The organism is Streptomyces sp. Tue6028 (assembly GCF_002300165.1).
In the GTDB taxonomy this organism is placed as follows: Bacteria; Actinomycetota; Actinomycetes; order Streptomycetales; family Streptomycetaceae; genus Streptomyces; species Streptomyces siamensis.
The window spans coordinates 144,147-157,031 of sequence record NZ_MLCE01000008.1 but is presented as its reverse complement, the minus strand read 5'-3'; the positions used below and the strand labels follow the sequence as shown (position 1 = coordinate 157,031).

The window sequence follows — 12,885 nt, the reverse complement described above, 5'->3', positions numbered from 1 at the left end:
GTTCCCAGACAACGAACGGTTGTGCTGGCTGAACAGTTCCACTTGTTTCAATTGAAAAGTGTGCTAGTTCGCTGCCCGTTCAAAACCCTGTTTTTTCAGGGTGTCTGAAAGGGTTTCGGTGGTCATAGCGTGAGGGAAACGCCCGGTTACATTCCGAACCCGGAAGCTAAGCCTCATAGCGCCGATGGTACTGCAGGGGGGACCCTGTGGGAGAGTAGGACGCCGCCGAACAATTTTTGGAGGACCTCTGGTCCCAGCGACTCGCTGGGACCAGAGGTCCTTTTTTGTTTTTCCGAAGCGCGCCGGGTACCCGACTGCGCGAGAATGACTTGCGGTACCGAAGACAGGAGTCACCATGTCCCCCAACTCTCCCGACGAGCGTCCGGAGCGCGACCAGCGCCGCCGGGACAGTGGTGACCGCGGCGGCTACCGTGGCGGCCCGCGCCGCGACAACGACCGTGGCGGGTCCGGCCGGCGCGACGACCGACGTGATGACCGCCGGGGCGACGACCGCGGCGGCCGCCGCGACGACAGCCGTGACAGCGGTGGCTTCCGAGCCCGCGACGACCGGCGTGACGACCGTCGCGACGGCGACCGCGGCGGACGCCCGCCGTACCGTCGTGACGACCGGCCCGGTGGGCCTCGCCGCGACGACCGGGACCGTGACCGTGGTTTCCGCAGGGACGGGGACCGTCCGGCGTACCGTCGTGACGACCGTCCCGGTGGCCCGCGCCGCGACGACGACCGCGGTGGCTACGGCCGCCGTGACGACCGTCGTGACAGCGGCGATCGCGGTGACCGTGGTGGTTTCCGCCGTGACGACAGCCGTGGCGGAGACTTCCGTCGCGATGACCGGCGTGACGAGCGCCCTGCCTACCGTCGCGACGACCGCAGGGACGACCGTCGTGACGACCGCCGCGGTGACGACCGCGGTGGCTTCCGACGCGACGACCGGCGTGACAGCGGGGACCGCGGTGACCGCGGTGGTTTCCGCCGTGACGACCGTGACCGTGGTTTCCGCAGGGACGGGGACCGTCCGGCGTACCGTCGTGACGACCGTCCCGGTGGCCCGCGCCGCGACGACGACCGCGGTGGCTACGGCCGCCGTGACGACCGTCGTGACAGCGGCGATCGCGGTGGTTTCCGCCGTGACGACAGCCGTCGTGACGACAGCCGTGGTGGCGACTTCCGTCGGGACGACCGTCGTGACGAGCGCCCTGCCTACCGTCGCGATGACCGGCGTGACAGCGGTGACCGCGGTGACCGTGGTGGTTTCCGTCGTGACGACAGCCGTGGTGGCGACTTCCGTCGGGACGACCGGCGTGACGAGCGTCCGGCCTACCGTCGCGACGACCGCAGGGACGACCGTCGTGACGACCGCCGCGGCGACGACCGCGGTGGCTTCCGACGCGACGACCGCGGCCGTGACGACCGTGGACGCGGTGGCCCGCGTCGTGACGACCGGGGCGGACGCCCCGGCGGCTTCCGCGGTCGCGACGACCGCAGGGGCGGCGACGACCGGCGCGGCGGTGGCAGCCGCTACCGCGAGGAGCGGGACCGCGACCGCGAGCCGATCAAGCGGCTCCCGATCCCTGACGACGTCACGGGCCACGAGATCGACAAGGACGTGCAGCAGGAGCTCCAGAGCCTGCCGAAGGGCCTTGCCGAGGACGTCTCGCGCAACCTGGTGATGGTCGCCCGGCTCATCGACGAGGACCCCGAGGGTGCGTACGCGTACTCGAGGATCGCGCTGCGGCTGGCCTCGCGCGTCGCCGCCGTTCGTGAGGCGGCCGGCTTCGCCGCGTACGCCAACCAGAAGTTCAGCGAGGCGCTCGCCGAGTTCCGCGCCGCGCGCCGGATGACCGGCAGCGTGGAGCTGTGGCCCGTCATGGCGGACTGCGAGCGCGGCCTCGGACGGCCCGAGAAGGCGCTGGACATGGCCGGTGCCCCCGAGGTGCAGAAGCTGGACAAGGCCGGTCAGGTCGAGATGCGTCTCGTGGCGGCCGGTGCGCGCCGCGACATGGACCAGCTGGACGCCGCGATCGTCACCCTCCAGAGCCCGGAGCTGGCCTCGAACGCCGTGCAGCCGTGGACGGCGCGCCTGCGCTACGCGTACGCCGACGCGCTCCTCGCCGCCGGCCGCGAGGACGAGGCCCGCGAGTGGTTCGCGAAGGCCGTCGAGTCCGACAAGGACGGCAGCACCGACGCCTCCGACCGGCTCGCCGAGCTCGACGGTGTCGAGTTCGTCGACGTCCTCGTCGACGACGAGGACGAGGACGGGGCCAAGACGGTCGCGACGCAGCCGGAGGCCGAGGCCGAGGAGACGGCCGGGACCGTTGCCGAAGTCGACGCCGACCTCGAGGACGAGGACCAGCTCGACGAGGACGACGAGGCCGAGTCCGCCCCCGACGCACAGCCGGAGGCCGGCAGCGACGCGGCGGACCGCGACGCTGCGGACTCCGACGGTGGCGAGGCCCCGCGCGGCTGACACCCTGCTCCGCCCCGCGACAGCGGGGCGGACGGCGCACGACATACACGGGCGGCGGGACTCCGGAAGGAGTCCCGCCGCCCGTGGGCGTTTCCGCGTGAGTTCAGCGGGCCAGTGCCCGCAGCACCAGCCCCGAGGCCGGCTTCGGCCCGAACGACGTCGACTTACGGGGCATCTTGACCCCTTGGCGCGCCAGGTCGCGTACGACCTCCTCGCGGACCGGATGCATCAGGACGGCTGTCCCGCCGTCGCGTTCCGCCTTCTCGACCGTGGCGGTCGTGTCGTGGATGTATGCGATGTGCGCGGGCGAGTCCTCCGGGATGGCCCAGATGTGGTCCAGGAGCGTGGCGTGCAGGACGGTCGCGTCGAGGGTGCGCCACGCCTCGGGGCGGTCGGCCGGGATCGTCCGCGCGAGCAGCGCCGGATCCGGGCGGTCGAGCAGGTGGAAGGCGCCGTCGCCCGCCAGGAGGAAGGCGTTCCCGTCGGCGGCGGCCACCGCCAGGGCCTTCAGTGCCTCGGGGAGGGGCGCGTCGAGGCGGCGTACGCGGAAGGAGTCCCCGAGCGCGGCCAGGGCGTCGGGCACGGGCAGTTGGTGCAGCAGGCGGTGGATGGCGCGGACGCGCAGCGGATAGCGCGCCGTGTCCACCAGCAGGACGAGGCCGAAGTCCCAGGGGCTGGGCGAGGGGTGCTCGGCACGCAGCCGCAGGTAGGTGGCCCAGCGGTGGTGGCCGTCGGCGATGAGCGCCTGATGGTGGCCGAGATCTGTCTGGATCTCGGTCAGTTCGGCCCGGTCGGTGACCGCCCACAGACGGTGGCCGATGCCGTCCTCGGTGACGGTCGCGAGGAGCGGCGGGAGTGCGGCCGTCCGCTCGATGACCGCGGCCGTGCCCACGCGGGAACCGTTGCCCCGGTAGGTCAGGAGCAGCGGTTCGAGATTGGCGGAGGTGGCGCGCATCAGGGCCGCGCGGTCCGCGACGACGTGCGGCATGACGTCCTCGTGCGGGAGGACGACCCCCTCCGAGGGCTCCGAGAGGCGCAGGGCGCCGATGACACCGCGTTGCAGATGGTCGCCGTCGCGCTGTTCGTAGACGTACAGGCCCGGCTCGGAGTCGGTCGTCAGTACGCCCTCGGACAGCCAGCGGCTCAGGGTGTCGGCCGCCTGCCGGTTGCGGGCTTCGGGGGTCACGTCCTGGGGGAGGATCAGCCGGACGATGTTGTGGGGGTCGGCGGACTCGAGTTCGATCAGCCCGTCGGGCCGCACGATGACGTCGTACGGCGGGGACGTCACGGCGGCCAGGCTGCCGACCCGGTCGGGGTCGTAGCGCAGGCCCCGGAACGGGGTCAGTTCGAGGCCGCTGCGCGCCGGTGTTTCCTCCGCGGGACCTGCATAGTTCATTGGGGCATCGTAAGTGCGTCGGTGGCATGAGCGATGATCGGGGGAAAGTGGTCGAACGAGGAGCGATACGCAATGAGCCAGACCGTCCGGACCCGGCCCAAGGGCAGTGACCAGGCATTGAGCGATGCGTACGACACCGCTCTGCTCGATTTGGACGGAGTGGTCTATGCGGGTGGCGGCGCGATCGCGCACGCCGTGGAATCGCTCGGTACCGCCCGATCCGGAGGCATGCATCTCGCGTACGTCACGAACAACGCGCTCAGGACACCGGACGCGGTGGCCGCGCATCTGACCGAGCTCGGGACGGAGACCGACGCCGCCGACGTGATCACCTCGGCGCAGGCCGTGGCACGGCTCATCAGCGAGCAGGTGCCCGCCGGCGCGCGCGTGCTGGTCATCGGCGGCGACGGGCTGCGGGTCGCGCTGCGCGAACGCGGGCTGGAGCCGGTGGAATCCGCCGACGACGACCCGGCGGCGGTCGTCCAGGGATACGGCGGGCCGGACCTGCCCTGGGGTCGCTTCGCGGAGGCGTGCTACGCCATCGCGCGCGGTGTGCCGTGGTTCGCGTCCAACACCGATCTGACCATCCCGAGCGCACGAGGCATCGCCCCCGGGAACGGCGCGGCGGTCGAGGTGGTCCGTATCGCCACCGGTGCCGAGCCGCAGGTGGCGGGCAAGCCGCTGCCCCCGATGCACCGCGAGACGATCCTGCGGACCGGGGCGAAGCGCCCGCTGGTGGTCGGGGACCGGCTGGACACGGACATCGAGGGCGCGTTCAACGGCGAGGTGGACTCGCTGCTCGTGCTGACCGGCGTGACGGACGGCGCGCAGCTCCTCGCGGCGCCGCCGCAGCACCGGCCGACGTACGTGGACGCGGATCTGCGCGGTCTGCTCACCGGCCAGCCCGAGGTCGTCGAGGCGGGCGAGGGCTTCCGCTGCGGCGGCTGGACGGCGACGGTCCGCCGGTCGAGCGGCTCCTCGGGGCAGGCGCAGCCGGGCGACGCGGGGAGGCTGGAGCTGGAGGGCGACGGCGAGCCCATCGACGGGCTGCGGGCGCTGTGCGCCGCGGCGTGGACGGCGGCCGGCGAGGGCACCTGCGCACTGGACGGCGGGAAGGCGCTGGCCAGACTGGGGCTTTGAGCAGGCGTTGCCCCGACGGGTGCTGACGGGGGATCGAGACGTAATGCGAGGGTAGGCTAACCTAACCTCGTGTTGGTCGACAGTCCTCCCGAACAGCGCGCGGAGTCCGCCCCCGCGCCCCCAACCCGCCGGACGATACGTGCCCTTGGGCTCCTCGCCTCCGCCGGGATCCTGGTGCTCGTCGCCCTGGCGAGCATCGCGGTCGGTGCGAAAGCGCTGCCGCTGGACCAGGTCTGGCACGGCCTGTTCCACGACTCGGGGACGTACGCCGACGTCGTGGTGCGCGACCGGATGTCCCGTACCGTGCTCGGCCTGCTCGTCGGCGCCGCGCTGGGGCTGTCGGGTGCCGTCCTCCAGGCGCTCACCCGCAACCCCCTGGCGGACCCCGGACTGCTGGGCATCAACGCGGGCGCGTCCGCGGCGGTCGTCACCGCGATCACGTACTTCGGGGTCACGAGCCTGAGCGGTTACGTCTGGTTCGCCTTCTTCGGAGCGGCGGCCGTCGGAGCGCTGGTCTGGTTCCTCGGCGGCAGCCGCGGCGCGACCCCGGTGCGGCTCGCGCTCGCGGGCACGGCCATCAGCGCCGCGCTCTACGGCTATCTCCAGGCCGTGATGATCACGGACGACGCGGCGCTCGGCAAGATGCGCTTCTGGACGGTCGGATCGCTCGCCTCGGCCACCGACTCGACCATCAAGCAGGTCCTGCCGTTCCTGGTGGTCGGCACGGTCGCCGCGCTGACCCTCGCCCGACCGCTGAACGCGGTCGCGATGGGGGACGACACGGCCCGCGCGCTGGGCGCCAACCTCAACCGGACCCGCGCCCTGTCCATGGCCGCCGCCACCGTGCTGTGCGGCGCCGCGACCGCCGCCTGCGGGCCGATCGTCTTCGTCGGGCTCATGGTCCCGCACGTCGTACGGTCCTTCACCGGCCCCGACCTGCGCTGGATCCTGCCGTACGCCACCGTCCTGTCGCCCGTGCTGCTGCTCGGCGCCGATGTCGTCGGACGGCTGGTCGCCCGGCCGGCGGAGCTCCAGGTCGGCATCGTCACCGCCGTCCTGGGCGGCCCGGTCTTCATTTTTCTCGTACGGCGACGGAGGACGGCACAGCTGTGAAGAACACCGCCACCCCGGCCCCCGAACAGAACACCGCTCACGACACCGGCACTCCCGCCCCCTCGGAGAAGACCGGCGACGCGGCCCCGGGCATCCGGGGTGTCCGCGCCGTCCGCGCGCGCGGCGGCCTCTCCGTCCGGTTCGACGTCCGGGCGTTCACCGTCGTCGTCCTGCTGCTGGTGGCCGCACTCGGTGCGAGCGTGGTGCTGATCGGCACCGGCGACTTCCCGATCCCGGCCGCCGACGTGCTCAAGACGCTGTTCGGCGACGGAGACCCCGGCCAGGAGTTCATCGTCAACGACCTGCGCCTGCCACGCGTCCTCGTCGGCCTGCTCGTCGGGGCCTCCCTCGGCCTCGGCGGAGCGCTCTTCCAGTCCATCTCCCGCAACCCGCTGGGCAGCCCGGACGTGCTCGGCCTCGGCCAGGGGTCGACGGCCGGCGCGCTCATCATGATCGTGCTCTTCTCGGGGAGCGCGGACCAGGTAGCACTCGGGGCGCTCGTCGGGGGACTCGTCACCGGACTCGCCATCTACCTGCTCGCCTGGAGGCGGGGCGTGCACGGCTACCGGCTGGTCCTGGTCGGCATCGGCGTCTCCGCGATCGTCACCGCCGTCAACGGCTATCTGCTGACCAAGGCGGACATCGTCGACGCGGCCCGCGCGATCGTCTGGATGACGGGTTCCCTCAACGGCCGTGACTGGGAGCAGGTGTGGCCGCTGCTCGTCCTGTGCGCGGTCCTCGTCCCGCTCGTCCTGGCCAACGCCCGCGGGCTGCGCATGATGGAGATGGGCGACGACGTCTCGAACGCGCTCGGAGTGCGTGTCGAGCGGACGCGGCTGCTGCTGATGCTCGCCGCGGTGCTGCTCACCGCGGGCGCCACCGCCGCCGCCGGCCCCGTCGGCTTCGTGGCACTCACCGCGCCGCAGCTCGCCCGGCGGCTGACCCGCTCGCCCGGGCCCAACCTGGTGCCGTCCATGTGCATGGGCGCGACGCTGCTGATCGTCGCGGACTGGACCTCGCAGCGGGCCTTCGGCGCGGACCAGCTGCCCGTCGGCGTGCTCACCGGTGTACTCGGCGGCGTGTACCTGCTGTGGCTCCTGGTCACCGAGCGCAAGGCGGGACGCATATGAGCACCAGCGGACCGGACATGAACAACCAGAGGAGCACTGTGAACCGCCTGTCCGCCGACGACGTCACCCTCGGCTACGACCAGCGCGTCATCGCGGAGAAGCTGTCGGTGGAGATCCCCGACAACTCCTTCACCGTCATCGTCGGCCCGAACGCCTGCGGGAAGTCGACGCTCCTGCGCGCCCTGTCGCGGATGCTGAAGCCCACCCGCGGCCGGGTGCTCCTCGACGGCCAGGTCATCCAGTCGATGCCGGCCAAGAAGGTGGCCCGCACGCTCGGACTGCTGCCGCAGTCCTCGATCGCCCCCGACGGGATCACGGTCGGCGACCTGGTCGGCCGGGGCCGCTACCCACACCAGGGACTGCTGCGGCAGTGGTCGGCGGAGGACGAGCGGGTGGTCCAGGAGTCCATGGCGTCGACCGGTGTCGCCGAACTCGCGGACCGCTACGTCGACGAACTCTCCGGCGGCCAGCGGCAGCGCGTGTGGATCGCGATGGCGCTCGCCCAGCAGACCCCCCTGCTGCTCCTGGACGAGCCGACGACGTACCTCGACATCCAGCACCAGATCGACGTGCTCGACCTGTGCGCGCAGCTCCACGAGGAGCAGGGCCGCACCCTCGTCGCGGTCCTGCACGACCTCAATCACGCGGCCCGGTACGCCACCCACCTCATCGCCCTGCGCGGCGGCGAGGTCATCGCCGAGGGCGCGCCGAACGACATCGTGACGGCCGAGCTGGTCGAGCAGGTCTTCGGACTGCGCTGCCAGGTCATCGACGACCCGGAGACGGGGACTCCGCTGGTGGTGCCAGCGGCCCGCAGGGCACGGCGGGCGACAGTGGCCGCCGCGGCCGCCGGAGGGGCCTGAGAGAAGGGTTCGGGGCCCGTACGGGCCCCGAGAACGGCCACAGGCCGGAACGGGCCGCCACGGCTGGAGAACGGCTAGAGAAGGGACCGGAGCCGGAACAGGTCCCGCAGGCCGGCCTCCAGCCGTACCCGGCCCGCACCCCAGGCCTTCGCGAAGTTCAGCTCGCCGTTCACCATCGACACGAGGTCGTCGCCGCTCATCGTGAGCCGTATCTGGGCTCGCTCGCGCGGTGTGCCGGGCAGCGTGTCGAGGACCTCGATCCGGCCGTCCTTCAGGCGGCCCACGAAGGTGATGTCGAGGTCGGTGATACGGCAGCTGAGCGAGCGGTTCAGGGCCGCCGCGCTGCGTACGTCCCCCTCGGCGCCCGCCAGGTTGTCAGAGAGCTTGTCGAGTGCGGTGCGGCACTCCTCAATCGTCGCCATCGCGATCGACGTTACCGCAGCGCTTCGCGGTAGCGTCGGGGCATGAGCGAGTCAGTTCCCGAGGCCGGGGCCCCGGCACAGCCGACGGCCGTGGAGCCCGAGCCGCAGGTGACGGTGCCCGAGAGCGGGCCGTCCGGCGTGCCCTCCCGGACGGCCGGACCCGAGGGCGAGGAGGCGCGGGACACCGTCCCCGACGTCGAACCCGCGTGCGATCCCGCCGGCCCGGCCCCGCTGGACGTCCCCCGCACCCCGACCGGCAATGCGGACGTGGACGCCCAGCTGGAGCGGCTGACCGATGCCGACCACCTCGCCACGGACGGACACGTCGAGGTGTACGAGGATGTACACCGGGGGCTGCGCGACGCGCTCACCGCGCTCGACGCCCGCCCGGGACCTCCGGCGCCCCCGACGACGTATGGCACTAGGAGCTGAACCGAACGTGGCAGGAGTGGCACGCCGCCGCCTCGACGCCGAGCTGGTCCGCCGGAAGCTCGCACGCTCGCGCGAGCACGCCGGCCAGCTGATCGCCGCGGGAAGGGTCTCCGTCGGCAAGACGCTCGCGACCAAGCCCGCCACTCAGGTGGAGACCGCGGCCGCGATCGTGGTCACCCAGGACGACAGCGACCCCGACTACGTCTCGCGCGGCGGGCACAAGCTCGCCGGCGCCCTGGAGGCGTTCGTACCGCAGGGGCTGAAGGTCGCAGGACGGCGGGCGCTGGACGCCGGCGCGTCCACCGGAGGCTTCACCGATGTCCTGCTGCGCGCGGGCGCCGCCCAGGTCGTCGCCGTCGACGTGGGATACGGACAACTCGCCTGGTCTCTGCAGAGCGATGAACGTGTCACCGTCAAGGACCGTACGAACGTACGCGAGTTGACGTTGGAGGCGATCGATGGGGAGCCCGTGGACCTTGTTGTCGGGGATCTGTCCTTCATCCCGCTCGGACTGGTGCTGCCCGCCCTGGTGCGGTGCGCGGCGCCGGACGCCGACCTGGTGATGATGGTCAAGCCGCAGTTCGAGGTGGGGAAGGAACGGCTGGGGAGCGGCGGTGTCGTCCGCAGCCCCGAACTGCGCGCCGAGGCCGTGCGCGGGGTGGCCGGACGAGCCCGGGAACTGGGGCTCGGAGTGAAGGGTGTGACCGCCAGCCCACTGCCCGGACCCTCGGGCAATGTCGAGTACTTTCTGTGGCTGCGTGCCGGGGCACCCGAACTCGACCCGGCCGACGTTGACCGTGCAGTGGCGGAGGGGCCGCGTTGACACAGACCCGAGCTCGTACTGTTTTCCTGCTGGCCCACACGGGGAGGCCGGCGGCCATCCGCAGCGCCGAGCTGGTCGTCCAGGGGCTGCTGCGCTCCGGAATCGGCGTACGGGTCCTGGAGGCGGAGGCGGCCGACCTGCCGCTGCCCGACGAGGTGGAGCTGATCGGGGAGGCGACGCCGCAGTGTCTCGACGGCTGCGAGCTGCTCATCGTCCTCGGGGGTGACGGCACCCTGCTGCGCGGCGCGGAGTTCGCCCGGGCCTCCGGAGTGCCCATGCTCGGGGTCAACCTCGGCCGCGTCGGCTTCCTCGCGGAGGCCGAGCGGGACGACCTCGACAAGGTCGTCGACCGTGTCGTCACCAAGGCGTACGAGGTCGAGGAGCGCATGACCGTCGACGTCGTCGTGCACCGCAACGGCGACATCGTGCACACGGACTGGGCGCTCAACGAGGCCGCCGTGCAGAAGGTGTCCGCCGAGAAGCTCCTCGAAGTCGTCCTGGAGATCGACGGGCGGCCCGTGACCGGCTTCGGCTGCGACGGCATCGTCTGCGCGACCCCGACGGGCTCCACGGCCTACGCCTTCTCCGCGGGCGGGCCCGTCGTGTGGCCGGAGGTGGAGGCGCTGCTCATGGTGCCCATCAGCGCGCACGCGCTGTTCGCCAAGCCCCTCGTCACCTCCCCGGACTCCGTGCTGGCCGTTGAGGTGCTGCCGCATGTCCCGCCGGGTGTCCTGTGGTGCGACGGCCGGCGGACCGTGGAGCTGCCGCCCGGAGCCCGTGTGGAGGTCCGGCGGGGCGCCGTGCCGGTACGGCTCGCACGGCTGCACCACGCGTCCTTCACCGACCGGCTCGTGGCGAAGTTCGCGCTGCCGGTCTCGGGGTGGCGGGGAGCCCCTCACTAGGCGCACGCAGGGGCCTGCCACGCGCGTGCGGCGGGCCCTTCGTCCGTGCGACGGACCACTCGGAAACCCACTCCCGCGGGTGACAAGGGCGTCTTTGCGGTCCCTTGTCACCTGCGTCTTCGCTCCGGCGGGGCGGGGCCCGTCGCACACACGGGCTCCGACCTCGTAAGGTCGTGTCCGTGTTGGAGGAGATGCGGATACGGTCGCTCGGAGTCATCGACGACGCCGTCGTCGAGCTGTCGCCAGGCTTCACCGCCGTGACCGGTGAGACCGGTGCGGGCAAGACGATGGTGGTCACCAGCCTCGGGCTGCTGCTGGGCGGGCGCGCGGACCCGGCCCTCGTACGGATCGGCGCGAAGAACGCGGTCGTGGAGGGGCGGATCGCCGTACCCGCCGGCGGGACCGCCCTCGTACGGGCCGAGGAGGCCGGGGCGGAGCTCGACGACGGAGCCCTGCTCATCAGCCGTACCGTTTCCGCGGAGGGACGTTCACGGGCGCACCTCGGCGGACGCTCGGTACCGGTGGGCGTCCTCGCCGAGCTCGCCGACGAGCTCGTCGCCGTGCACGGCCAGACCGACCAGCAGGGGCTGCTCAAACTGTCCCGGCAGCGGCAGGCGCTCGACCGGTACGCCGGGGACGCCGTCGCGGTGCCGCTCGCCAAGTACGCCGGCGCCTACCGGCGGCTGCGGGCCGTCTCGGTGGAACTGGAAGAGATCACCACGCGAGCGCGCGAGCGGGCCCAGGAAGCCGACATGCTCCGCTTCGGACTCGACGAGATCGCGGCCGTCGAGCCGCGGGCCGGCGAGGACGTCGAGCTGGCCGCCGAAGCCGAGCGGCTCGGCCACGCGGAGGCGCTGGCCTCGGCCGCCACCGCCGCGCACGCTGCCCTGGCGGGCAATCCCGAGGACCCCGAGGGGATCGACGCCACCACGCTCGTCGCGGGCGCCCACCGGGCGCTGGAGGCCGTGCGGTCCCACGACTCCGCCCTCGCCGCCCTCTCCGGGCGTATCGGCGAGATCGGGATCCTGCTCGGTGACGTCGCGGGCGAGCTGGCCGGATACGCCGACGACCTCGACGCCGACCCGCTGCGGCTCGCCGCGGTCGAGGAGCGCCGCGCCGCGCTCACGCAGCTGACCCGGAAGTACGGCGAGGACATCGCCGCCGTGCTCACCTGGGCCGAACAGGGCGCCGCGCGGCTCACCGAACTCGACGGCGACGACGAGCGGATCGACGAACTGACCGCCGAACGGGACGCGTTGCGCACCGAACTGGGCGGACTCGCACAGGCCTTGACCGACGCCCGCACGGAGGCGGCCGCACGGTTCGCCGCCGCCGTCACCGCCGAACTGGCTTCGCTCGCCATGCCGCACGCGCGCGTGTCCTTCGACATCCGGCAGACGGACGACCCGGACGGCGTGGAGCTCGGCGGGCGCACCGTCGCGTACGGGCCCGCGGGCGTCGACGAGGTCGAGCTGCTGCTCGCCCCCCACCCCGGTGCGCCGCCGAGGCCCATCGCCAAGGGCGCGTCGGGCGGTGAACTCTCGCGCGTGATGCTCGCCGTCGAGGTGGTCTTCGCGGGCACGGACCCGGTCCCGACCTATCTGTTCGACGAGGTCGACGCCGGCGTCGGCGGCAAGGCCGCAGTGGAGATCGGACGCCGGCTCGCCAAGCTGGCCAGGACCGCCCAGGTCGTGGTCGTGACGCACCTGCCGCAGGTGGCGGCGTTCGCCGACCGGCAGCTGCTCGTCGAGAAGACCAACGACGGGTCGGTCACCCGGTCCGGGGTGAAGGTCCTGGAGGGCGAGGAGCGGATCCGCGAACTGTCGCGGATGCTCGCCGGACAGGAGGACTCGGAGACGGCGCGGGCCCACGCCGAGGAACTGCTGGCGACGGCGCGCGCCGACGGCTAGGTGGGTGTCGTCCGGACCGGCCCGGGGCCACGACGCCCGGCACGGCACGCACCCGCCGGGCGTATGCCGTCGGGGCCCTTCGCCGCCGCGGGTCTCCCCGCGGCGGAGCTGCCCGACCGTGCCGCTGTCGGTTCGGCCGGGCCCTACGCGGGACTTCGGGCGCGTTGGGGGGTGTGGCGGCGTGAACATGTTGTCGCGCGCCTTGCGGAGGGGTCGGCGCACCCCCGCCAACCCCTCCCACATGCAGGGGACTTCTCACCCGTGTG

The 12,885-nt window shown here is 72.6% G+C and carries 12 protein-coding genes and 1 rRNA gene; 11 read left to right on the top strand and 2 right to left on the bottom strand.

Translation table 11 applies throughout. The annotated features are described in order from the left end of the window. Positions 1–114: 114 nt before the first annotated feature. From rrf to BKI49_RS35515, 3 genes are all read left to right on the top strand, one after another. A 5S ribosomal RNA gene (gene rrf, locus BKI49_RS07235) occupies positions 115–231 on the top strand. 182 nt (positions 232–413) lie between these two features. Beyond that, positions 414–1,691 (top strand): hypothetical protein, encoded by a 1,278-nt coding sequence (locus tag BKI49_RS35520; protein WP_257004647.1) that lies wholly within the window; start codon positions 414–416, stop codon positions 1,689–1,691. Then, positions 1,628–2,488, top strand: a complete 861-nt coding sequence (locus BKI49_RS35515; protein ID WP_218835028.1) for a tetratricopeptide repeat protein — start codon at positions 1,628–1,630, stop codon at positions 2,486–2,488. Before BKI49_RS35520 ends, BKI49_RS35515 begins: the two co-directional genes overlap by 64 nt. Positions 2,489–2,591: 103 nt before the next feature. On the opposite strand, the gene BKI49_RS07225 is transcribed toward BKI49_RS35515, so the two are convergent. Next, positions 2,592–3,884, bottom strand: a complete 1,293-nt coding sequence (locus BKI49_RS07225) for a DUF1015 domain-containing protein (protein ID WP_095933352.1) — start codon at positions 3,882–3,884, stop codon at positions 2,592–2,594. A 72-nt stretch (positions 3,885–3,956) separates the two neighbouring features. Here BKI49_RS07225 and BKI49_RS07220 point away from each other — a divergent pair, with 72 nt between their 5' ends. From BKI49_RS07220 to BKI49_RS07205, 4 genes are all read left to right on the top strand, one after another. Then, positions 3,957–5,024 (top strand): HAD hydrolase-like protein, encoded by a 1,068-nt coding sequence (locus BKI49_RS07220; RefSeq protein WP_095933351.1) that lies wholly within the window; start codon positions 3,957–3,959, stop codon positions 5,022–5,024. Positions 5,025–5,093: 69 nt separating this feature from the next. After that, entirely contained in the window at positions 5,094–6,137 is a 1,044-nt protein-coding gene (locus BKI49_RS07215) for a FecCD family ABC transporter permease (RefSeq protein WP_095933350.1), read from the top strand. A gap of 92 nt (positions 6,138–6,229) precedes the next feature. Continuing rightward, the gene (locus BKI49_RS07210; protein ID WP_095933424.1) at positions 6,230–7,267 is read left to right on the top strand and encodes a FecCD family ABC transporter permease; all 1,038 of its coding nucleotides are present in this window, start codon (positions 6,230–6,232) and stop codon (positions 7,265–7,267) included. Then, entirely contained in the window at positions 7,264–8,130 is an 867-nt protein-coding gene (locus BKI49_RS07205) for an ABC transporter ATP-binding protein (RefSeq protein ID WP_095933349.1), read from the top strand. Before BKI49_RS07210 ends, BKI49_RS07205 begins: the two co-directional genes overlap by 4 nt. Positions 8,131–8,204: 74 nt before the next feature. Here the strand turns inward: BKI49_RS07205 and BKI49_RS07200 are convergent, their stop codons facing one another. Continuing rightward, the gene (locus tag BKI49_RS07200; RefSeq protein WP_095933348.1) at positions 8,205–8,552 is read right to left on the bottom strand and encodes an SCP2 sterol-binding domain-containing protein; all 348 of its coding nucleotides are present in this window, start codon (positions 8,550–8,552) and stop codon (positions 8,205–8,207) included. A 42-nt stretch (positions 8,553–8,594) separates the two neighbouring features. Between BKI49_RS07200 and BKI49_RS07195 the strand changes: the two genes are divergently transcribed. From BKI49_RS07195 to recN, 4 genes are all read left to right on the top strand, one after another. After that, positions 8,595–8,984 carry a hypothetical protein gene (locus BKI49_RS07195; RefSeq protein WP_179332358.1) on the top strand — a complete coding sequence of 130 codons (390 nt, stop codon included), beginning with the start codon at positions 8,595–8,597 and terminating at the stop codon, positions 8,982–8,984. 7 nt (positions 8,985–8,991) lie between these two features. After that, complete coding sequence (locus BKI49_RS07190) at positions 8,992–9,807, top strand: TlyA family RNA methyltransferase (RefSeq protein ID WP_095933347.1); 816 nt, start codon at positions 8,992–8,994, stop codon at positions 9,805–9,807. Then, positions 9,804–10,709: an NAD kinase gene (locus tag BKI49_RS07185; protein ID WP_095933346.1), complete on the top strand. Its 906-nt coding sequence runs from the start codon at positions 9,804–9,806 to the stop codon at positions 10,707–10,709. Before BKI49_RS07190 ends, BKI49_RS07185 begins: the two co-directional genes overlap by 4 nt. A 179-nt stretch (positions 10,710–10,888) precedes the next feature. Then, positions 10,889–12,619: a DNA repair protein RecN gene (gene recN, locus BKI49_RS07180; protein WP_095933345.1), complete on the top strand. Its 1,731-nt coding sequence runs from the start codon at positions 10,889–10,891 to the stop codon at positions 12,617–12,619. The last annotated feature ends 266 nt before the right edge of the window (positions 12,620–12,885 follow it).